A 21,111-nucleotide genomic window follows, 5' to 3' on the forward strand; every position below is an offset into this window, starting at 1 on the left:
TGCATTCGCTGATCGGCGTGAAACGCGCCGATGGGGCAGTTCTGTGAACAGGCCCGCTACGCACAGCTCGGCAGCGGAATCCTGCGTGGCACGCCGCAAGGAAATCACGACGCATGAATGATGAAGCCGCAGTGACGGGGTCATCTGCCGCCGAAGCGCTTGCCGACCGCATCGTCCGCCACGGGCAGCAGCACGATCCGGCAGATTTCGCAGCCTGGCTGCAGCAGTCCCCGGAACTGCAGGCACCCGCGGATGCCAGCGCAGTGAAGCTGGCAACCTGGCAGCGGCTGATGAATGGCACCACGCCGTTTCCGCAGGCGAACTTCGAGCAGCTGGCCGACCGCTTCCAGTGGTATGACCGGGGCAATATCCGCGAGTGCTACGACATGGCCGCCCTTGGCCACAGCATGCACGTGCGCTGGTTGCTGTTGCGAGGCAACGAGGTTGCTCTTGCTCGCTACATGCATCGCGATGATGCACCGGTTTCCGTAGCACAGGCCCGCGTGCGCGTGGCTCGGTTGAGTGGGCGCTGGCGACCACTACGTGCACGGTGGCAGGCGCGGTCAGCGCACACGCGACGCGAGATGCGCGACACTCTGCACTACTTGGTCGGCGAGCCGATCATGTGGTTCGTGGTTCCGCCGCCGCCGTTGCAGCGCAAGCAAGTCCTGTTCTGGGCGGCAGCGGCCGGTAATCGGCTGCATTCAGCGCCGCGCCGCCGACGGCCCCTGTGGCAGCGTGTTGTCGTGGCGCTGCTGTTGGCGTGCACCCTGCTGGGCGCCTTGGCGATAGCCCACAGGGCTTCTATCGCCAGCCCCAGCGATACAAGGGGAGATCGCTTGGTATTGCAGGCACCCGCCAGTACGTGAGCGATTGATTCGACAGCGGCACTGTACTCGGCATCATCCACCAGTGCTTCTTGCAACGCTTCGCTCCGATGAGGCAGGACGCACCAAGACCGGGGCTGGTGGACGCAGTCGCTATGATCGCGCAGGCACTGGTGCAGGCCTGCTGGATGAAAAGCCTGCATGTCCAGTGCGGCCGTCCGCGCTGGCCCAACCGTGGATTACGGCAGCGCCGGGCCCGGCGCCACCGCAGCCACGCATGGCGTGGCTCTACTTCTCCCGCCGCCAGTTCAACGAGCCACGGTTTTCCACCGTGCTCGATTCCACTTCCACGTCGAAGCCGCGGCGCAGCAGGTACTTCAGCGTGATCACCGAACCGGCACCGACCAGCGATACGCCGTAGCCCACGTACAACTTGGGCGAAATGTACTTGCCCACACCGATCACCGAGCCGCCCAGCGCGCGCGACTGGCTGACGCCGGCATCGTCCAGGCCGAGCTTGGCACCCAGCTGCGAAGCCAGCAGCCCGCTGCCCGCCGACAGCGCGGCCGATGCGGCGTTCACCTGCTGGGTCTGGTCGCTGCTGGCACCGGTCAGGCTGCGCCCCAGCACCAGGTAACCCAGTGCTTCGGACTGCGACATCGCCGGATCGGACCAGACATCGGCGCGCGGTTGCTGCGCGCGCCCGGTCACGTCGATGCCGGCGGTGACATCACCGATCCGGCGTTCGGCGCGGATGTTGATGCGCGGGTCGGACACCGCGTTGTAGTTCCAGTTGAGGTTGCCGCGCGTGATGGTCAGGTCCTGGCCATAGGCCTTGTAGCGGCCACTGACTTCCAGGCCGCCGTTGGCGGTCATCTCGCGGCCGGGCTTGGCCCAGACCTGCATCTTGCCGGTCAGCGCGCCCTTCAGGCCGAAGCCGCTCATCTTGACCTTGTCACCCAGGCTGACGGCCAGCTCCATGTCCAGCGGCGAGGTGCGTGACTCTTCCGGATCGGCCGGGTCCAGCACCACCACGTCCTCGGACACCGAGGTGCCACGGTCCAGGCGCTCCAGATCGATGTCGGCCTCGGGCACGTGCACCGTTCCGCGCAGCTCCATCGCGGCCTTGGCCAGAGTGAAGTCCAGGTTGGGATTGGCGATGATGCGCAGCTCGCTGGTGTTGGACAGCAGCACATTCTCGCCGTGGATCTTCAGCTGCAGCGGCTGTGCATCGCCGAACCAGGACAGGCCGCCGTCGACATACAGCGTGCCCTTGCCCGAATTGGCCTGTGCGGTGATCTTGGCCGACCCATCGGGCTGGGCGACGAAACTGCCCTTGCCCTGGTCGAAGGTCAGGCCCAGCGCCGGGAACTCGCCCTTGAAGTTGCTCAGCTGTGCATCACCGCCCAGCGACGGTTGGCCGCGCGTGCCACGCAGGCTCACGTGGCCTTCGATCAGGCCGGTCGGGCGCACCACATCCGGCGAGAACAGTTCCAGCCAGTACAGGCGCGACATGTTGAGGTAGAGCTCGCCGTTGAGCGGTGCACTCGGCTCCCAACCGGTCTGCATCTTCGCATCGACGAAGCCGTTGCCCTGGAAGCCCATGCCCAGGTAGCCCTTGATGCTGGCCGGGGTCATGTCCAGCTTCAGCGAGAACTGGTCATAACGCACCAGCTCGCCACGGTTGGCATCGCCCACGCCGGTGTTGCGGTTCTCGCCCAGGCGTACGCCACCTTCGGCCGAGCGCACTTCCACATGCCCTTCCCATGCGTTGCCACGCGGACGGATCTGCGCGTCCAGGTTGAGTTCGCCACGCAGGTAGATGCGCCGGCCGGACTGTGGCGGCAACCACGGCTGCACCAGCGCCAACGGCAACGCATCGCCGCGCACCACCAAGCCTTCGCGCGGCCAGTTGGCATGCGCGCACAGGGCGCCACCGGTCGCAGCACCCAGACAGGTTTCGCCCAGTGTGTAGTTGCTGCCGTTGATGGCGAATGCCGCAGGCGCACGCAGTGCCCACGCATCGCCCTTCACCGGTGCGATGCGCAGCGTGGACAGTTCACCACGCCATTGTTCGCCTTGCTGGCGAACGCTGCCCTGCAGCTCGATCGCGCCCAGTTCGTTGCGTGTCTGTGCGGCCAGGCGCAGGTTGGAGACACTGCCCTGCGCATCGATGTTCAAGCGTTCCAGCAGCATGCCGGCATTGACCTGCTGGCCCTGTATCGCCAGCGTGCCACTGTCGCCACGCCACGGCAGGCGACCCTTGATGCTCAGGCTTTCAGCGCCATAGCCGTCCCAGTTGAGATTGTTGCCGACCAGATCTGCAGTGATGTCTGGTGCATCGCGCGGACCTTTCACCTGCACCTGGCCACGCAGGCCACCATCGGCGCCGGGCAGCAGATCGCTCAGCTGCAACGGCTCGAAGCGCGCATCGATGTCCAGGCGGTCGCCGACCTTGCCCGACGCTGTCACCCGGCTGCTGCCGACGGCCAGTTTCAATTCACCCTGGCCCTGTTCACCCTGCAGGGCGAACTTGCCTTGGGCATCCACATTGCGCTGGCGCAGGATGCCCTTCAGCGACGGCAGGTCCACCGTGGCCTCCAGCGTGCCCGCAGTGCCCGGCGGCGCATTGGCCGGCGGCGGCAGCTGGCGTCCCTTGGACGCGAGATTGCCGGACAGACGGCCATCCCAGCCCGGCGCGAAGTAGCCCGGGTCGAAATCCTTCAGCGTGGCCTTGGCATCCCAGTCCAGCTGCGGTGCCCAGGCCACCTTGCCTTCCACCTGCAGCTGGCCACCCGGGGTCTGCGCCTGCAGTTCGCGGATCTCCGCAGCCTGATCGTTGCCACGCACATCGAAGCGCAGCTGCGCCTTCTGCTTTTCGCGCTCGACATCGGCACGGCCGATCGCCGCCCACGCCTTCAAGGTACCGGCCAGTCCAAAGCGCGCTTCCTTCAGCGTCACCGGCACCGGCGAACTGCCGGCGGTGTTCGGGTCCGGTGCCGGCACCCAGGTCAGGTCCTGCGCGATCACCGAGAAGTTCAGCTTCTGCTGGTCTTCCTGGCTGAAATCGGCGGTACCTTCCAGGCGTGCTTCGCCGCCCAGGCCCTTGACCACCAGCGGCGAGACCTTCAGCACCTGGTCCTGCAGCGAAACCACCGAGGGCGCCAGCTCCAGTTCCTGCTCACCCTGCTTCACCCGGCCATGCAGGTTGGCGTTGCCGCCCTTGCCGGAGGCGGTGAAGTCCAATGCCAGCGGCGCGATGGCCGAGCTGGCCAATGCCGGCGACAACAGCGCCAGGTCCAGCTCGTCGCTGCGTACGGTCGCGTTCCAGGTCGGATCGGTGCGGCCATCGAACACCAGCATCGCGTGCAGCGGCTTCGGCGCGCGGCCGGCCAGCGCCACTTCCATATGCGCCAGGTCACCGCGCGCGACCAGGCCGACCGTGGCCGCGGTACGCCCGCGCGGTGCCGGCAGCACGGCAGTGACGGTGACGTCGGTGTCGTAGTCCTTGGCCGGGATGTAGCGGCCCTGGGCAGTGAAATTGCCCATGTCGCTGTCCACCACCAGCTTGCGCGCCTGGAACTCGCCATTGGCGATCTCGATGCCACCGCGCACGCGGCTGATGTCGATCACCGGCTCGTTGGCCTGGCTGATGCGGAAACTGTCGATGGCGATCACATCGGCCTGGATCGCCAGCGGCATTTCGATCTGCGGCAGCGAATCGGGCCACGACGGCAGCTTGAACGGCTCATCGCTCTTGGCCAGATTGAGCGTAGCGTTGGTCAGCTCCAGCTTGTCCAGCAGCAGCTTGCGGCCCAGCAGCGGGCGCAGGTCCGGCTCCAGGTGCGCGCGCTCGGCGTGGAAATGGATGTCGTCGTAGCGGAAGTCGACGTTGTACAGGGTCAGCGGTCCGGCCACCGGGCCATCGACCTTGTCCCAGGTAAAGCTGGCACCCACCGGCAGGCGCGCCACCACCTGCGCCAGCAGCACATCGCGGCCGGCCACCGTCTGCAGCAGCCAGTACACGGCCAACAGGGCGACCAGCACCAGGCCGACCACGCCCGCGCCGGACCATGCCCAGAAGCGGCGACGACGGTAGAAGCGCACGCGCCGCGGCGGCGTGTTCGGCGACGGAGTCGGTGCGGGCGTGCTCACAGGTCCGCTCCGATGTTGAGGTACAGCTGGAACTGCGAATCAGGGTTGTTCAGACCGTGAGCGATATCGACCCGCACCGGGCCCACCGGCGATTTCCAGCGCACGCCGAAGCCGACGCCGGTGTGCAGGTCGATGTCGGTATCGAAGGCGCTGCCGGTGTCGACGAACACCGCTGCACCCCACGGACCGCCATTGAAGTAATGCTCGTACTCGGCCGAGCCGACCACCAGGTGCTTGGCACCAAGCGCGTACTTGTCCGGCTTCGGCGTGCGCGGGCCGACCTCACGGTAGGCATAGCCGCGGATGCTGCGGTCGCCACCGGCGAAGTAGCGCAGGCTGGGCGGCATCGCCACCAGGTCGCTGGTCCAGGTGGTGCCGCCTTCGCCGCGCAGGATCAGGCGATTGGTCGGCCCCACCGGGATGTACCAGCGCAGCACGGCATTGGCCTGCACGAAGCTGGTGTCCGATCCGACGCCTTCGACGCCGGCACGCACCGTCGCGGTGCCACTGATGCCGCTGCGCGGGAACAGCTCGTCATCCACCTTCACGTAGTCGGCCACGATCTGCGGGTAGACCAGCGTGGACGTGTTGTAGACCGCATCGGTGAATTCGGTGCCCGAGGCATAGCGCCAGCGCTCGCGCAGCGCGTTGATCGAGGCGATGGCGGTCCAGTTCTCGTTGATCTCGCCGCTGCGGCTGGCGATCAGCTTGAAGTTGCGCAGATCGATGTAGTCGGTCTGTTCGTCATAGGCACTGGCGGCGAAGGTATACCAGCCATCCAGCCAGTTGAATGCGGGAATGCGGTAGCTGGTGATCAGGCTCTTGCGCTTCTGCGCATAGTCCAGCTGGGTGTTCATCTTGTGGCCGCGGCTGTTCAGGTAGCGCCGTTCAAGGCCACCGCGCACACCGGCGCCACTTTCGCTGCCGTAGCTCAGGCCGTAGGAATAGATGCTGCGCTTGGCCCGCGTCAGCTTCACATCGACCGGCACCTCGCCGTTCTCATCGGCCTGGTCCGGGCGCGGCTGGATGTCGATCACGCTGAAGTAATCGAGCTTGGTCAGCGACTCGCGCAGGCGGTCCAGCTTGCCTTCGTGGAAGTAGCTGCCCTGGTCCCAGTACACCAGCGGGTCGAACAGCTTGTCGTCGAAATAGTTCTGCTCGAAGGTCACCGGGCCCATGTTGTAGCGGCGGCCGCTGTCCCAGGTCAGGTCGATGTCGGCAGCGTTGTCCGCGCGGGTGATCTGCACCTGGCGCTGGGTGTAGTCGGCGTCGAAGTAGCCGCGCTCGGCCAGGCGCCGGGTCACGGTGATCTTGCTGGCTTCGTACTGGGTATGTTCGAAGCGCTGGCCCTTGCGCGGCTTGAACGCGGCCAGGTCGTCCTGCAGGTACTGGTCGTACATCGCAGGACCGGTGATGTCGATATGCTCGCGGCGCACCAGCACCGGCTGGCCCTTGTCGACATGGATCAGCACGGTGACGTGCTCGTCCTGGCGTGGCGCCTCGACCTTGATCACCGGGTTGTAGTACCCGAACGGTTCCAGCGCTTGGCGGGTCTGCCGCTCGGCCTGTGACAGCAGGTATTCCAGGCGCGACTCGCCCTGCTCCTTGCCGATCGTGTCGAACAACGACAGCGATTCCTGGATGTTCTCGATGATCGCGGCGTCGTCGCCCTTGTCCAATCCCTTGATGTCCACCTTGTCGATGGTGCCGCGCGCATGGGCCACGGAGGTGGCGCAAAGCGAGAGGACCATCAGCGGCAGGGCGTATTTCGTTGGCTGCATGCGGCACAGCATACCGACCGGAGGTGACGATGCGAAATGCATCACGCCAATCCGGATCGGTTGTTAAGTGGCGGTCAAAATACGCGCCTTTGTGGCGATCATCGCGGCCGCATGCGGAAATATCGGCATCGCGTCGCTGCCGGCCAGCGGCCGGCTACCCAGTAGATCCACGCCATGCGTGGATACGGTCTGATTCATGGCGAGCGCGCAGCGCGTCCTGCAGAAAAACCGCCGGGCGTGGCCCGGCGCTACCCATCGTGGGCGATCAGCTGGACAGGTGCTCGATCGCCGCGACCTTGCCCAGGCGCTCGCCCAGCATCGTCAGCAGCGCCAGGCGGTTGCCGCGCAGTGCCGGATCCTCGGCATTGACCATCACCCCGTCGAAGAACGCATCGACCTGCGGACGCAGGCGGGCCAGGCGCGCCAACACGGCCACATAGTCCTTCTGGTGCAGGCTGGCGCCGGTATCGTCGATGGCGGCAGTCACAGCTTCGGCCAGCGCGCGCTCGGCATCTTCCTGCAGCAGGGCCGCATCGATCTGGCCCGGAATATCGCCTTCGGCCTTGCGCAGGATGTTGCGGATGCGCTTGTTGGCCGCTGCCAGCGCCTCGGCTTCCGGCAGCGCCGCGAAGATCCCGATCGCGTCCAGGCGGCGGTCGAAGTCGTACAGCGAGGCCGGCTTCAGCTCGGCCACCGCGTTGAAGTGGCTGGCCGGCACGCCCTTGTCGCTGTAATAGCCCTTCAGGCGGTCGAGGATGAAGTCGTACAACTCGGCCACGTCGGCCTGCACGTTGCGCGCGGCCAGCCCGGCGTTGGCGCTGGCCAGCAGCGCGCGCAGGTCCAGCTCGAAGCCGCTTTCGATGATCGTGCGGGCCAGGCCCAGCGCGTTGCGGCGCAGGGCGAACGGGTCCTTGTTGCCAGTCGGCTTCAGGCCTGCGGCGAAACCGGCGGCCAGGGTATCCACGCGCTCGGCGATCGCCAGCACCTTGCCCAGCGGCGACAGCGCGATGTCATCACCACCGAAGCGCGGCTGGTAGGCCTCGTCGATGGCCAGCGCCACCTCCGGCGATTCGCCACCGGCCACCGCGTAGTGGCGGCCGGCGATGCCCTGCAGTTCCGGGAACTCGTTGACCATGCGCGACTGCAGGTCATTCTTGGCCAGCTGCGCGGCACGCTTGGCCAGCAGCGGATCGGCGCCGACCTGCGGCGCAATCACTTCGGCCAGCGCCACCACGCGCGCGACCTTGTCGGCCACGCTGCCCAGCTTGGCCTGGTAGGTCACCGTCTTCAGGCCCTCGCCCATCGCCTGCAGGCCCTGCTTCAGGTCTTCGTCGAAGAAGAACTTGGCATCGGCGAAGCGCGGGCGGATCACCCGCTCGTAGCCCTTGGCCACTTCGGCCACGTCCTTGGACTCGATGTTGGCGATGCCGATGAACTTCTCGGTCAGCTTGCCGCCGTCATCCAGCACCGGGAAGAACTTCTGGTTGATCTCCATCGTCTCGATCAGCGCTTCCTGCGGCACCGCCAGGAACGCGCGCTCGAAGCTGCACAGCACCGCCGACGGCCACTCGACCAGGTTCACCACCTGCTCCAGGTTGTCCTCGGTGATGCGTGCGCTGCCACCGGCGGTGGCTGCAGCGGCTTCCACCTCGGCGACGATGCGCTGGCGGCGCTCTGCCGGGTCAACCAGCACGAAGGCGGCGCGCAGCGATTCCACATAGTCCTGCGGCTGGGTCAGCCACACGGTCTTGTCGTGCAGGAAGCGGTGGCCGCGGCTCATGCGGTCGGCCTTCAGGCCGAACAGTTCGGCCTCGACCACGTCACCGCCGTGCAGCAGCACCAGCCAGTGCACCGGGCGCGCGAAGCCCCAGCTGTGGTCGCCCCAGCGCATCGGCTTGGGAATGGGCATGCCGGCGATGGCCTCGCGCAGGATCTCCGGCAGCAGCGCAGCAGTGCGCGCGCCCGGGGTCACCGCACGGTGCACGAAGCGCTCACCCTTGTTGTCGGTGGTCTTTTCCAGCGCGGTCCAGTCGATCCCGGCCTTGGCCGCGAACCCCTGCAGCGCCTTGGTCGGCTGGCCTTCGGCGTCCAGCGCGATGTTCAGGTACGGGCCCAGCACTTCGCTGTGCTGTTCCGGCTGCTCCAGGCCAACGCCCGGCAGCAGCACGGCCAGGCGGCGCGGGGTCGACAGCGGGCGTGCATCGCCCAGCTCCAGTTCCACGCCGCGCTTGCGCAGGCCGTCGACAACACCGTCGAAGAAGGCCTGGGCCAGGCCCGGCAGTGCCTTGACCGGCAGCTCTTCGGTGCCCAGTTCAATCAGCAGGGGAGACAAGTGGCTCATCGGTTCGATCCTGTGGGGGGGGCGCAGCGCGCGACGCGGCCGGCGCCCCTGGGGTAGTAGGTGAAACGCGTGATGGGAGAACGGGCCGTCAGGCCTTCTTCGCGCCCGGGAAGCCCAGCTTCTCGCGCTGCTCGTAGTAGGCCTTGGCCACCGCCTGGGCCAGCGCGCGCACGCGCAGGATGTAGCGCTGGCGTTCGGTCACGCTGATCGCACGGCGCGCATCGAGCAGGTTGAAGGTGTGGCTTGCCTTCATCACCTGTTCGTAGGCCGGCAGCGGCAGGTTCACTTCCACCAGCTTCTGCGCTTCGCGCTCGCAGGCATCGAAGCGGTGGAACATTTCTTCCACGTCGGCGTATTCGAAGTTGTAGGTGCTCTGCTCCACCTCGTTCTGGTGGTAGACGTCGCCGTAGGTCACCGGCTGCCCATCGGGGCCGTAGGTCCAGACCAGGTCGTAGACGTTGTCGCAGTTCTGCAGGTACATGCACAGGCGCTCGAGACCGTAGGTGATCTCGCCCAGCACCGGCCGGCACTCCAGGCCACCGGCCTGCTGGAAGTAGGTGAACTGGGTCACCTCCATGCCGTTGAGCCAGACTTCCCAGCCCAGGCCCCAGGCGCCCAGGGTCGGCGATTCCCAGTTGTCCTCGACAAAACGCAGGTCGTGCACCAGCGGATCGATGCCCACCGCCTTCAGCGAATCCAGGTACAGCTGCTGGATGTTGTCCGGTGCCGGCTTCATCGCCACCTGGTACTGGTAGTAGCGCTGCAGGCGGTTCGGGTTCTCGCCGTAGCGGCCATCGGTCGGGCGCCGCGACGGCTGCACGTAGGCCGCGTTCCAGGTTTCCGGACCGATCGCACGCAGGAAGGTGGCCGGGTGGAACGTACCGGCGCCCACCTCCAGGTCGAGCGGCTGGATGAGCACGCAGCCCTGCTGGGCCCAGAACTGGTTCAGGGTCTGGATCAGGCCCTGGAAGGTGATCGGAACGGTCGGGGTCGCGGACATGCGGACGAGTCTTGGCCGGCAAAGGGGTGCGCTAGTATAACGGCCGACCTGCGGGGCATTCCGTACCCGGAAGGAGCAGGTGGATGGAACATCGGCTGCCCACGGGCACGCCCGGCGAGCCTGGCGCGGCACCATTGCCGCCCGGTCGCCTGCAGTTCGAACAGGTTGCGGCGGCCCTGCTGGCCGACGGCGTGGTGGCTGCGCACGAGCGCGAGCGCATCCGTTTTTCCGCACAGGGCGCCCGCAATGCCAGTGAAGTGCATCCACTGGTGCTGCTGTCCAACCTCAAGCTGGCCGCCAGCGACGGCGGCGACCTCAATCTGGAACGCCTCACCGAGTGGCTGGCCCAGCGCACCGGCAGCCGCTACCTGCGCATCGATCCGACCCGGGTCGACGTCGCCTCGGTCACGGCCGTGGCATCGCACGCCTACGCGCGCCGCCATCGCTTCCTGCCGCTGGCGGTGGATGGCGAGCGCGTGCTGGTGGCCACCAGCGAGCCGCTGGCACAGGAATGGCTGCGCGACCTGCAGCACCTGACCCGCCTGCGCATCGAGCTGGCGGTGGTCAATCCGCTGGACCTGCACCGCTACACCATGGAGTTCTTCGGCGTCACCCGCTCGGTGCGCGGTGCCCGTGGCGACGTACGGGGTGAGGCCAACACCACCCTGCCCAGCTTCGAGCAGCTGGTGGAACTGGGCCGCACCGGCGACGTCAATGCCGACGACCAGCACATCGTGCACATCGTCGACTGGCTGCTGCAGTACGCCTACGAGCAGCGCGCCTCGGACATCCACCTGGAGCCCCGCCGCGAAATGGGCCGCATGCGCTTCCGCATCGACGGCGTGCTGCACAAGGTGTTCGAAGTGCCGCCGGCGGTGATGACCGCCGTGGTCAGCCGTATCAAGGTGCTCGGACGCATGGACCTGGCCGAGCGCCGGCGCCCGCAGGATGGTCGCATCAAGACCCGCTCGCCCGGCGGCCGTGAAGTGGAAATGCGCCTGTCGACCATGCCGACCGCCTTCGGCGAGAAATGCGTGATGCGCATCTTTGACCCGGAAGCGGCCTTCAAGAGCATCGACCAGCTCGGCTTCAGCCCGCAGGAAGCGGCCGGCTGGACCGCCCTGGTCGAGCGCCCGCACGGCATCGTGCTGGTCACCGGCCCGACCGGTTCGGGCAAGACCACCACCCTGTATTCCACCCTGAAGCGGCTGGCCACGCCGGACGTCAACGTATGCACGGTGGAAGACCCGATCGAGATGATCGCGCCGGAATTCAACCAGATGCAGGTGCAGACCAACATCGACCTGGATTTCGCCAGCGGTGTGCGCACCCTGCTGCGGCAGGACCCGGACATCATCATGATCGGCGAAATCCGCGACCTGGAAACCGCGCAGATGGCGGTGCAGGCCTCGCTGACCGGCCACCTGGTGCTGTCCACCCTGCACACCAACGACGCGCCCTCGGCCATCACCCGCCTGCTCGACCTGGGCGTACCGCATTACCTGCTGTCATCCACCGTCAACGGCATCCTCGCCCAGCGCCTGGTGCGCACCCTGTGCCCGCACTGCAAGCAGCCGCACACCCTCGGCCGGGCCGATTGGGCAGTGCTGGCTGATAGCGAAGCTGCATATCCAGATGCCGCCACGCCCTGTCGGCCGGTCGGTTGCCTGGAGTGCCGGCGCACCGGATTCCTCGGCCGCATCGGGCTGTATGAGCTGCTGCCATTGGGCTCGCGCCTGCGCGGGCTGATCCGTGCGGACATGGATCTGGCCGGTTTCAACCGTGCCGCGCGTGCTGAAGGAGTGCGAACCCTGCGCCAGGCCGGGCTTGAAAAGGTGGCACAGGGGCTGACTACAATCGAGGAAGTCCTGTCCGTACTACCTCCCCCGGATGAATCCAGCGCCCTTCCTGATCCTTGAAACCGGCCGCCCCGTGCCGTCGTTGCGCCGCTACGGGCGCTTTCCGCACTGGATCCGGGTCGCCGCCGGCCTGGAAGAACACGAGACCGTCGTGGTCGACGTCGAGCATGGTGCCGACCTGCCCGACCCCCGCCAGTTCGCCGGCGTGCTGGTAACCGGCTCGGCCGCCTTCGTCACCGACCACGCCGAATGGAGCGAACGCAGTGCCACCTGGCTGCGGCAGACCGCGCACGACGACGTGCCGGTGTTCGGCATCTGCTACGGCCACCAGCTGCTGGCCCACGCGCTGGGCGGCGAAGTGGCCTACAACCCCGCCGGGCGCGAATCGGGAACGATTGAGCTGGCACTGGACCCGCAGGCCGCGCAGGACCCGTTGTTCCAGGGCCTGCCGAGCCACTTCGCGGCCCACGCCACCCATCTGCAGACCGTGCTGCGCGTACCCGAAGGTGCCGCCGTGCTGGCGCGCTCGCCGCTGGATGGCTGCCATGCCTTCCGCTGGGGCCGCCAAGCCTGGGGCGTGCAGTTCCATCCGGAATTCGCCACCCACCACATGCGTGGCTACGTGCGCGCACGCGCCGACTGCATCGGCCGTCATGGCGGTTGCGCGCGCAGTATCGAGCGCGCGGTCAGCGCCGCGCCGCTGGCGCGCCAGCTGTTGCGGCGCTTTGTCCGCCAGGCCCGGCTGTCTTCAGCCCAGCCGGTGGCAAAACAGGGATAATCGGCGGCACGGGCATACCGCCCGGCCCCTCCTGTCCCTCCCCGGATGTCCATGAAAGAGATTCGCAAGCTGCCAGCCTCGGCGGGCGCCCAGTGGTTGCTGGATACGTTCTCGCTGTATCGGCGTGCGCCGCTGCAGCTGGCCCGGATCGGCCTGACCTGGCTGCTGGTGAACTGGGTGGTCACCCTGCTGGGAACGATGCTGCCCGGTACCGCCGGCCTGGCCCTGCAGATGATGACGCTGGTGATTTCACCGGTGATGTTCGGCGGCATGCTGTACGCCATGGGTGAGATCGACCAGGGCCGTCCCGGCCTGGCCACCCATCTGCTGCAGCCGATCCGCGACCGCCGTGTCAGTCACCTGCTGGTGCCGCTGGCGATCCAGGTGCTGGCCGTGCTGCTGCTGGGCGCGCTGCTGTACCTGATGATCGGCCGCGAGGGCTTCACCGCCTTCAGCGACACCATGACCAGGATGCAGGAACTCGGCCGCAGCGGGCAGCAGATCAGTCCGGAAACCGCCGCCGAACTGGTCGCCAACCTGCCCGCGCAGCGCATCGCGCTGTGGATGCTGCTGGTGTTCTGCACCGCCGTGGCGCTGACCCTAGCGATGTTCACCCAGCCGGCACTGGTGGTGTTCGACCGCCAGAGCGGCATGCACGCGCTGCGCCTGAGCCTGCAGGGCTGCATCGAGAACATCGGCGCCACCGCCGTGTTCACCGTGCTCGGCCTGATCGCCGCGTTCTGCGTCTATGTGCTGTTCGTGATCGTGGTCCAGCTCGGCATGCTGCTGGGCGGCCCGCTGGCGGCGGCCTTCATCGCGCAGCTGGTGTTCACCACGGTGCTGATGCCGCTGTATGTCGGCGCCGTCTATGCGGCCTGGAAGCAGATGTTCGTGCATCGCGGCAGCCGCGGCGCACCGTCGGTGCCGCAGTCGCCGCCGGCCAACGACGTCTTCCACGCTTGAGCGGGGCTCAACGGTAACGCCGGGCCATGCCCGGCGGATGGATGTCACCTCGCCCCACGAACGCCGGGCATGGCCCGGCGCTACCGGGGATCAGGCCGCAGGCTTCTTGACCACCGAAGACGGCACCAGCCAGCGCGCGGCGTGGATGCCCAGTTCGTACAGCAGGCACATCGGGATCGCCAGCATCAGCTGCGACACCACGTCCGGCGGAGTCAGGATCGCAGCGAGCACGAAGATGCCGACGATCGCGTAACCGCGTCCTTCCTTGAACTGCTGCGGCGTGATCCAGCCCAGCAGCACCAGGATCACCATCGCCACCGGCAGCTCGAAGCTGCCGCCGAAGGCGAAGAAGATCGCCAGCACGAAATCCAGGTAGGCATTCGCATCCGGCGTGATCGCGATCACTTCCGGGCTGAAGGTGGTGAGGAAGTGGAAGACCGCCGGCAGCACCAGGAAATAGGCAAAGGCGCAGCCGGTGTAGAACAGCAGCACCGAGGAGACCAGCAATGGCATCGCCAGGCGCTTCTCGCGTGCATACAGGCCCGGCGCGACGAAGGCCCACAGCTGGTACAGCAGCCATGGCACGGCCACGAACAAGGCCACGAAGAACGTCAGCTTCAACGGCGCGAAGAAGGCGCCGGCCGGGTTGGTGGCGATCATCGTCTGCCCATTGGGCAACTGCGAGATCAGCGGCTCGGCCAGTGCGTTGTAGAGCTTCTGGGTAAACGGCAGCAGGCCCAGCAGCACAACGCCCAGCCCCAGCAGCGCACGCACCAGGCGCGAGCGCAGTTCAACAAGGTGTTCCACCAGCGAACTTTCGCCGAAGTCGTGTTCGCTCATGACGGGCGCTCCGTGCGCGCGGGCGTTTCGGTCGCGGTATCAGCAACGGCATCGGCCGCAGCTTCAGCGGTGGCAGGCGTAATGGCTGCACCTTCAGTCGACGCCACCCCTGGCTCGGGCGCATCCGCCAGATGTGGGGGCTGTTCGGCCGGGGCCGGTGTACGCACCTGCTGCGCCAGCGTGTCGCTGTGCTGTTGCATCTGCTCGGCTTCGCGGCGCATGGCTTCGCCGCTGGCACGCAGCTGGTTCTCGGTGTCCTGCATGCCCTGGCGCACGTCCTGCATCTGCCGCTTGATGTCTTCGGCCTGCAGTTCGCGTTCCAGTTCCTGCTTGACCGAATCCCATTGATTGCGCGCGCGGCGTACCCACAGCCCGGCGAAGCGGGCCGCCTTGGGCAGGCGCTCAGGTCCGAGCACCACCAAGGCGACAACCGCAATCACCAGCAGTTCGCTGAAGCCGATATCAAACACCGCAACCGCTCCGGATCAACGCGGCTTGCGGTCGTGCTCGTCCTGCGCGGTGCGCGAGGCGTCCTGGCTGCGCGACTCGTCGCCCAACTGCGCGTTCGGCTTGTCGTCGTCGTGCATGCCCTTCTTGAATTCCTTGACCGCCGAGCCGAGGTCCTTGGCACCACTGGTCAGGCGCTTGGTGCCGAACACCAGCAGGACGATGGCGAGCACGACCAACCAATGCCAGATGCTGAAACTGCCCATAAGTCGCTCGTTACGTTAGTGATCAGATTGCCGAGCATAGCGCACCGGCTGTTAGCCGGCGCGCGTGACGAAAGTCAGTTGTTGCCCAGTGTTTCAGTGCGGATTTCACCGTCGTTGACCGGCTGGAAACCCTGCTGGGCCGGCGGCGGGGTCTGCGGCACGGCCTGCAGCGGCGCCGTGGTGGCTTCAGCAGGTGCCGCCGGCGCTGCCTGAACAGGCTGCGGGGCAGGCGCTGCAGCGGCCGCCGGACGCGGTGCGTCATTGCCACCATTGCGGTTGTTGCGCGCCGCGTAGGTGGCCTCTTCCAGGCGATCACGGAAAGCGACCACATCCATTGAAGGCGAGCCAGCCGCGCGGCCCTCGAAGATCATCCGCGGGGTGGTGTTGCTGCCGTAGGCGTCAAGGTTGGCAGCATCGTCGATCTGCAGGATCGCACCATCCAGGGCCACGCCAGCGAACAGGCCGCGGGCGCGCGACCACGACCAGATCTCGGCCTTCAGCTGGCCATCGGTGGCGGCCGCGGCATTGCGGCCGACCGGACCGGCGGCCACACCGGCATCGGCGCCGAGGGTGAACTTGCCGTTGACGAGGTTGTCCAGGCTGCGGTCGTTGCGGAACACCAGCACAACGTCGGAGGACTGCACACCGGCCTGGAAGCCGATGCTGCCGCCGGTGAGCTTGATGAATACCGGGTTGGACCACGCACCATTGGGCATGCGCACCGACATCAGGCCGTGGCCACGACGGCCGCCGATCACCAGACCGGCCTTGATCGTGTCGGGAATGACGATGACCGCGCGGCCTTCGTCGAGCAATTTGTCCGGAATGCCCTGTTCAGGGATTCCCTGGATTTCAGCCAGTACACGCACCGCGTTGCGGGCGCGCTGGTCTTCCTGCGGTCCGGCCATGGCCTGGCTGGACAGCAGGCTGGCGGCGATCAGCAGGGCTTGGATCGGGCGACGCATGGCAGGCTCCAGAAGTCAGTCCATAGGAAGATATAGCAAGTGACTGAAATTAGTAGTGTTGTGATGAATCCCCAATGAGCGTTGCCTGCTCATATTGGCCTTATCGATGACATCCATCCGAACCCTGCATGCCGACGTGACGATGGAATCGGCGACAATACCGCCCATGCTCGACGCACCCGATACCGCCGTACTGGCGGTCAACCTAGGCACGCCCGAGACGCCGACGGCTCCCGCCGTTCGCCGTTATCTGGCCGAATTCCTGTCCGACCGGCGCGTGGTCTCGCTGCCGGCACTGCTGTGGCAGCCCTTGCTGCGCGGTCTGATACTGCCGCTGCGCAGCAGCCGTTCAGCCGCCAAGTACGCCCAGGTGTGGCTGCCGGAAGGCTCGCCGCTGATGGTCCACACCCGCCAGTTGGCGCAGGCGATGCAAGCATTGCTGCCGACGCTGCGCGTACGCCACGCGATGCGCTACGGCGAACCCGCGCTCACCACCGAACTGGATCGGCTGGCCACCGAGGGCGTGCGCCGCATCGTGGTATTGCCGCTGTATCCGCAGTATTCGACCACCACCACGGCCTCGGTCGAGGATCGTGTGGATGCCTGGCAGCGCAGGAACCCGCAGGTCACCGTCAGCCTGGTGCAGGACTATTCGATCGATCCGGACTGGGTCGCCGCCGTTGCCGGCTCGATCCAGCGCTATTGGCAGCAGCAGGGTCGCGGCCAGAAGCTGATGTTCTCCTTCCATGGCATTCCGCAGCGCCTTGCCGATGCCGGCGATCCCTATCCGCAGCGCTGCGAGGCCAGTGCGCGCGCGATCGCCGCAGCACTGGGCCTGGGCGCGGACGACTGGCAGATGGGTTACCAGTCGCGCTTCGGCCGCGAACGCTGGCTGCAGCCCTACGCCGAGCCCAGCCTGTGGGAACTGGCCGATGCGGGGGTGAAACAGATCGACGTCGTCTGCCCCGGGTTTGCCACCGACTGCCTGGAAACACTGGAAGAAGTCGCCATGGGCTTCACCGAAACACTGGCCGAGCGCGGCGCACAGATGCGCTACATCCCCTGCCTCAACGCCGCACCGGAACACGCCCGTGCACTGGCTCGGCTGGCCGTGGCCTCGCTGGCATGAGCCTGCAGCCGTTTGAGCTGCAGGTCGCGGGCGTCCGTGTCGCCGGCCTGCGCCGGCCGGGTGAGGGTCCGCGGGTGCTGGCCCTGCACGGCTGGCTCGACAATGCGGCCAGCTTCGTTCCGCTGGCGCCGCATCTGCCGCACCTGGACCTGGTGGCGATCGATCTGCCCGGGCACGGCCACAGCGCGCATCTGCCGATCGGGGCGGTGTACACCACGCCAGCAGCAATCACCCATGTCCTCGATGTCGCCGATGCACTGGGCTGGGACCGGTTCACCCTGATCGGCCATTCGATGGGTGCCGGCATCGCCAGCCTCACCGCAGCGGTCAGCAATCGCATCGAACGGCTGGTCGCCATCGAGGCACTCGGCGGCCTGCGCGGGCCGGAAGAGGAAACTGCCAGCCGCCTGCGCGAGCACGTCGACGCCACCCGAGCACTGGCACGCAAGCAGCTGCGCGTGTTCCCGGATCTGGCTGCACCGATCCGGGCGCGGATGATGACCAATCAGCTCAGCGAAGGCTGCGCACGCCTGCTGGTCGAACGCGGTGTCGAGCCGGTCGAAGGCGGCTATCGCTGGTGCAGCGATCCGCGCCTGATGCTGCCCACCGCGATCCGCCTCAGCGAAGGCCAGATCGACAACCTGCTGCAGGCCATCACCTGTCCTACCCAGGTGATCTATGCCACGCCTGCACAGTCGTATTATCCCGAGCCGATGCGCAGCGAGCGCCTGCAGCATCTGCGTGATGGCCGCCTGGCGGTATTCCCCGGCAACCATCACCTGCACATGGAACACCCGGCGCGTATTGCCGCCGTCATCGATGCGTTCCTGAGCGAAAACGCCAACGCACGCTGACCATCGTCGGCCGCGCGCACTTCACTCTGCGCCAGTGCGGCCGATAGAACGGTAGTGGGCCCCTGCGTCCACAGCACGCAGGCCCTTTGTGCCTGCGGCTCGTTCCTGGTTCTGCAAGGAAGACCGCATGTCCCGTCTGCTGCACCGTCATCCACAGGATGTGGTCACGGTGTCCGTCCTCCGCGTCGCTGCCTGCGCCGCATTCCCCGAATTCCCCGACCGTGCCGTCGTTGCGCTCATCCGCGCAGCGCGTTGCAGGGTCGCTGCCGTCCGTTGATCCAGGAGTTGCCGATGTCCATTGCGTCCTCCCGCCCGCCCGACCAGGGCCGTGTCCCTTATCTGCAACAGCTGGCACAGCGGGGCGATCGTCGCCTGCTGCTGGGCAGCGTGGTATTCGCAGCGATCGGCCTTGTGCTTGCCGTGCGCGGCACGTCGCTGCCCGCTGCGAGCGCCGTTGCCGCCGCGGTACTGCCAGCCGCCTGGCTGGGCTGGCGCCAGGCCGGCCATGCGCTCGCGCGCAACGGCCTGGCCGTAGTGCTTTCACTGCAGTTGAGCCTGCTCTGTCATATCAGCGGATTGAATGCCGCATTGCCCATCGCGCTGCTGCTGGGCGTGCTGCTCATCCAGCGTGACCGCATGCCGTTGTGGCTGGCCGGCGCCGTGGGTGTCAGTGCGTTGCTGGCGCCGTTGCTTGATGGGGCGGCCGTCCTGCCGCCGCTGTTGAATGCCATGGCCCTGGCGGTGCTGACGCTGGTGCTGGGCCAGACCGCCGCGCGCCTGCGCCAACAGAGCGAAGCGCTGGGTCACGGACCGCACCGCCTGGCGGCATTGGCACGCGACATTGCCACGGGCGCCGACCTCGGCGCACACAGCGATGCACGCAACTACGCACCCGGTTCACTGGCCCACGCGCTGGCCGATACCGCACGCCATGTGCAGGCGCAGCGCGGCCGCGAGGCCGAAGCACATGCCGAGAACGCGCAGATCCGCCAGGCACTGGATGCCTCGCGCACGGCGATGATGATCGCCGACAACGATCACGTCATCCGCTACGTCAACCGCTCGGTGGTGGCGCTGCTGCGCAACCAGCAGGCCACGCTGCGCCAGGCCTTCCCCGATTTCGACGCCGAGCGGCTGGTCGGCAGCAGCATCCATCGCTTCCATGCCAACCCTGACCGCATCCGCGGCATCCTCAATGGGCTGCAGGCGACACACAACGGCAAGGTGCGGATCGGGCCGGTGCACTTCGCCCAGGTCGTCACCCCGGTGTTCGACGCACAGGGCGCGCGCCTGGGTTTTGCGGTGGAATGGCATGACCGTACCCATGAACTGACGCTGGAGAATGCCGTCGCCGGGATTGTCGATGCCGCCGCGCAGGGTGATCTGGAACAGCGCCTGCAGGCCAGCGAAGGCGCCAGCTTCCTCGACGGCCTGACCGGGGGCATCAACCAGCTGCTGGACACACTGGGCAGCACGGTCGACGAAGTGCGGCAGATGCTTTCGGCGATGGCCAACGGCGATCTCGACCGTCGCATGCAGGGCGAGTACCACGGCGCGTTCGCCGCCATCCAGCGCGATGCCAACGCCACCGCCGGCCAGCTGGCGCGCATGGTCGGCCACATCCAGCACTGCGCCACCACCATCAGCACGGCCGCCAGCGAAATCGCTGCCGGCAACGGCGCGCTGTCCGAGCGCAGCGAGCGACAGGCCGCTCATCTACAGGAAACGGCCGCCTCGATGGAGGAGCTGACCGCCACCGTGCGCCAGAACGCAGCGCATGCGCGCCAGGCCAGCGAGCTGGCCGCCTCCACCCAGGGCGCAGCAAGTGATGGCAACCACGCCATGCAGCGGGTGGTCGACACCATGCAGGCCATCGAGGGCGCGTCGAAGCGGATCGGCGACATTACCGGTGTAATCGACGGCATTGCCTTCCAGACCAACATCCTCGCGCTCAACGCAGCGGTTGAAGCGGCACGCGCCGGCGAACAGGGACGCGGGTTCGCGGTCGTCGCCAGCGAGGTCCGTGTGCTCGCACAGCGATCGGCGGCGGCGGCCCAGGAGATCAAGGTCCTCATCGACGAGGCAGGACGTCAGGTCGGCGAGGGCGCCCAGTTGGTGGCCGATGCTGGACAACGCATGCAGGGCATCGTCGGCGGCGTTGAGAACGTAAGCCACCTGATGCGCGAGATCTCAGCGGCGTCACAGGAGCAGTCCTCCGGTATCGAGCAGATCAACCAGACGGTGGTGCAGATGGACCAGGCCACGCAGCAGAACGCGGCGCTGGTGGAAGAAGCCACTGCGGCGGCACGTGAACTGCAGTCGCAGGCCGGTGCACTGAACCAGGCGGTATCGGTGTTCCGCCGGCGCGAGGCCGCGTTGATCGACTGATCCGGGCCTGCGCCTGCTGCATGGAAGGCGGCGCCCGCAGGGCGCCGCCTTTTTGTTGGGCGTGGTTCGCGGCGGGGTTGTTTGACTCAACGGGTACGAAGGCGGTCCGTTTGAGGCTGCATGCGACACGATGATAAGTAAGAAGGCCAGAGCACCTGCCGCTGCGGCGGAGTATGTCCGCCAGCTGCTGTGCTCCAAAGAATGCGGCACCGCCTGGGCGCCGCATCTACGCGTGGGTATTGAGTTCCGGTAGTGGCGGGGGGGGGGGGGGGCCCCCCCCCCCCCCCCCCCCCCCCGGGGGGGGGGGGGGGGGGGCCCCCCCCCCCCCCCCCCCCCCCCCCCCCCCCCCCCGCCCGGCCCCTGACAGTTTCCTGCGGGGTCCGCCATGGAATGGAAGAAGAAAATCAAAGGCAACAGCGGGTCGCGCGCTGCGCTTGCTTCGCCCTGCCTTCGCCATAAAAAGAGGGACGCGGCGAAGCCGCGTCCCTCTTTCAAAATTCCGTCCCGACAACCCAACG

16 protein-coding genes are annotated in these 21,111 nt (G+C 67.1%); 8 read left to right on the forward strand and 8 right to left on the reverse strand.

Features of this window, described 5'->3' with window-relative positions; genetic code table 11:
- Positions 1 to 113: 113 nt before the first annotated feature.
- Positions 114 to 869, forward strand: coding sequence for a hypothetical protein (locus J2X70_RS01235; RefSeq protein WP_309908479.1), 756 nt, complete (start codon positions 114 to 116; stop codon positions 867 to 869).
- A 246-nt stretch (positions 870 to 1,115) separates the two neighbouring features.
- Here J2X70_RS01235 and J2X70_RS01240 read toward each other — a convergent pair whose 3' ends face one another.
- From J2X70_RS01240 to glyQ, 4 genes are all read right to left on the reverse strand, one after another.
- Positions 1,116 to 4,982, reverse strand: coding sequence for a translocation/assembly module TamB domain-containing protein (locus J2X70_RS01240; RefSeq protein ID WP_059065648.1), 3,867 nt, complete (start codon positions 4,980 to 4,982; stop codon positions 1,116 to 1,118).
- Positions 4,979 to 6,775, reverse strand: coding sequence for an autotransporter assembly complex family protein (locus J2X70_RS01245; protein WP_025878770.1), 1,797 nt, complete (start codon positions 6,773 to 6,775; stop codon positions 4,979 to 4,981). Before J2X70_RS01245 ends, J2X70_RS01240 begins: the two co-directional genes overlap by 4 nt.
- A 253-nt stretch (positions 6,776 to 7,028) precedes the next feature.
- Positions 7,029 to 9,104 (reverse strand): glycine--tRNA ligase subunit beta, encoded by a 2,076-nt coding sequence (gene glyS, locus J2X70_RS01250; protein ID WP_223482958.1) that lies wholly within the window; start codon positions 9,102 to 9,104, stop codon positions 7,029 to 7,031.
- 88 nt (positions 9,105 to 9,192) lie between these two features.
- Positions 9,193 to 10,104 (reverse strand): glycine--tRNA ligase subunit alpha, encoded by a 912-nt coding sequence (glyQ, locus tag J2X70_RS01255; RefSeq protein ID WP_025878768.1) that lies wholly within the window; start codon positions 10,102 to 10,104, stop codon positions 9,193 to 9,195.
- An 83-nt stretch (positions 10,105 to 10,187) separates the two neighbouring features.
- Here glyQ and J2X70_RS01260 point away from each other — a divergent pair, with 83 nt between their 5' ends.
- The 3 genes from J2X70_RS01260 to J2X70_RS01270 are packed head-to-tail and all read left to right on the forward strand — an operon-like array spanning position 10,188 to position 13,704.
- Positions 10,188 to 12,023: a GspE/PulE family protein gene (locus tag J2X70_RS01260; protein WP_032976767.1), complete on the forward strand. Its 1,836-nt coding sequence runs from the start codon at positions 10,188 to 10,190 to the stop codon at positions 12,021 to 12,023.
- Entirely contained in the window at positions 11,995 to 12,741 is a 747-nt protein-coding gene (locus tag J2X70_RS01265; RefSeq protein WP_080149542.1) for a glutamine amidotransferase, read from the forward strand. Before J2X70_RS01260 ends, J2X70_RS01265 begins: the two co-directional genes overlap by 29 nt.
- A gap of 51 nt (positions 12,742 to 12,792) precedes the next feature.
- Entirely contained in the window at positions 12,793 to 13,704 is a 912-nt protein-coding gene (locus tag J2X70_RS01270) for a BPSS1780 family membrane protein (protein ID WP_309908484.1), read from the forward strand.
- A gap of 90 nt (positions 13,705 to 13,794) precedes the next feature.
- Here the strand turns inward: J2X70_RS01270 and tatC are convergent, their stop codons facing one another.
- From tatC to J2X70_RS01290, 4 genes are all read right to left on the reverse strand, one after another.
- Entirely contained in the window at positions 13,795 to 14,544 is a 750-nt protein-coding gene (tatC, locus tag J2X70_RS01275) for a twin-arginine translocase subunit TatC (protein ID WP_025878764.1), read from the reverse strand.
- Positions 14,541 to 15,014, reverse strand: coding sequence for a Sec-independent protein translocase protein TatB (gene tatB, locus J2X70_RS01280; protein ID WP_309908486.1), 474 nt, complete (start codon positions 15,012 to 15,014; stop codon positions 14,541 to 14,543). The genes tatC and tatB overlap by 4 nt, the downstream gene beginning before the upstream one ends.
- A gap of 15 nt (positions 15,015 to 15,029) precedes the next feature.
- Entirely contained in the window at positions 15,030 to 15,257 is a 228-nt protein-coding gene (gene tatA, locus J2X70_RS01285) for a Sec-independent protein translocase subunit TatA (protein WP_025878762.1), read from the reverse strand.
- A 74-nt stretch (positions 15,258 to 15,331) separates the two neighbouring features.
- Entirely contained in the window at positions 15,332 to 16,222 is an 891-nt protein-coding gene (locus J2X70_RS01290) for a YSC84-related protein (RefSeq protein WP_025878761.1), read from the reverse strand.
- A 166-nt stretch (positions 16,223 to 16,388) separates the two neighbouring features.
- Between J2X70_RS01290 and hemH the strand changes: the two genes are divergently transcribed.
- From hemH to J2X70_RS01310, 4 genes are all read left to right on the forward strand, one after another.
- Positions 16,389 to 17,351: a ferrochelatase gene (gene hemH / locus J2X70_RS01295; protein WP_059065656.1), complete on the forward strand. Its 963-nt coding sequence runs from the start codon at positions 16,389 to 16,391 to the stop codon at positions 17,349 to 17,351.
- On the forward strand, positions 17,348 to 18,205 hold the full coding sequence (locus J2X70_RS01300; RefSeq protein WP_309908488.1) for an alpha/beta hydrolase: 858 nt from the start codon (positions 17,348 to 17,350) through the stop codon (positions 18,203 to 18,205). The genes hemH and J2X70_RS01300 overlap by 4 nt, the downstream gene beginning before the upstream one ends.
- A 127-nt stretch (positions 18,206 to 18,332) precedes the next feature.
- The gene (locus J2X70_RS01305; RefSeq protein ID WP_180831801.1) at positions 18,333 to 18,482 is read left to right on the forward strand and encodes a hypothetical protein; all 150 of its coding nucleotides are present in this window, start codon (positions 18,333 to 18,335) and stop codon (positions 18,480 to 18,482) included.
- Positions 18,483 to 18,496: 14 nt separating this feature from the next.
- A complete protein-coding gene (locus J2X70_RS01310) occupies positions 18,497 to 20,593 on the forward strand; it encodes a methyl-accepting chemotaxis protein (protein ID WP_134833290.1) in 2,097 nt (698 codons plus the stop codon).
- The last annotated feature ends 518 nt before the right edge of the window (positions 20,594 to 21,111 follow it).

This window comes from Stenotrophomonas sp. 1337, assembly GCF_031455455.1.
Taxonomy (GTDB): Bacteria; Pseudomonadota; Gammaproteobacteria; order Xanthomonadales; family Xanthomonadaceae; genus Stenotrophomonas; species Stenotrophomonas indicatrix.

Coding starts and splice junctions, on each gene's coding strand:
- J2X70_RS01235 (WP_309908479.1), top strand. CDS start 114: ATGAATGATGAAGCCGCAGTGACGGGGTCATCTGCCGCCGAAGCGCTT.
- J2X70_RS01245 (WP_025878770.1), bottom strand. CDS start 6,775: ATGCTGTGCCGCATGCAGCCAACGAAATACGCCCTGCCGCTGATGGTC.
- glyS (WP_223482958.1), bottom strand. CDS start 9,104: ATGAGCCACTTGTCTCCCCTGCTGATTGAACTGGGCACCGAAGAGCTG.
- glyQ (WP_025878768.1), bottom strand. CDS start 10,104: ATGTCCGCGACCCCGACCGTTCCGATCACCTTCCAGGGCCTGATCCAG.
- J2X70_RS01260 (WP_032976767.1), top strand. CDS start 10,188: ATGGAACATCGGCTGCCCACGGGCACGCCCGGCGAGCCTGGCGCGGCA.
- J2X70_RS01265 (WP_080149542.1), top strand. CDS start 11,995: ATGAATCCAGCGCCCTTCCTGATCCTTGAAACCGGCCGCCCCGTGCCG.
- J2X70_RS01270 (WP_309908484.1), top strand. CDS start 12,793: ATGAAAGAGATTCGCAAGCTGCCAGCCTCGGCGGGCGCCCAGTGGTTG.
- tatC (WP_025878764.1), bottom strand. CDS start 14,544: ATGAGCGAACACGACTTCGGCGAAAGTTCGCTGGTGGAACACCTTGTT.
- tatA (WP_025878762.1), bottom strand. CDS start 15,257: ATGGGCAGTTTCAGCATCTGGCATTGGTTGGTCGTGCTCGCCATCGTC.
- J2X70_RS01290 (WP_025878761.1), bottom strand. CDS start 16,222: ATGCGTCGCCCGATCCAAGCCCTGCTGATCGCCGCCAGCCTGCTGTCC.
- hemH (WP_059065656.1), top strand. CDS start 16,389: ATGCTCGACGCACCCGATACCGCCGTACTGGCGGTCAACCTAGGCACG.
- J2X70_RS01300 (WP_309908488.1), top strand. CDS start 17,348: ATGAGCCTGCAGCCGTTTGAGCTGCAGGTCGCGGGCGTCCGTGTCGCC.
- J2X70_RS01305 (WP_180831801.1), top strand. CDS start 18,333: ATGTCCCGTCTGCTGCACCGTCATCCACAGGATGTGGTCACGGTGTCC.
- J2X70_RS01310 (WP_134833290.1), top strand. CDS start 18,497: ATGTCCATTGCGTCCTCCCGCCCGCCCGACCAGGGCCGTGTCCCTTAT.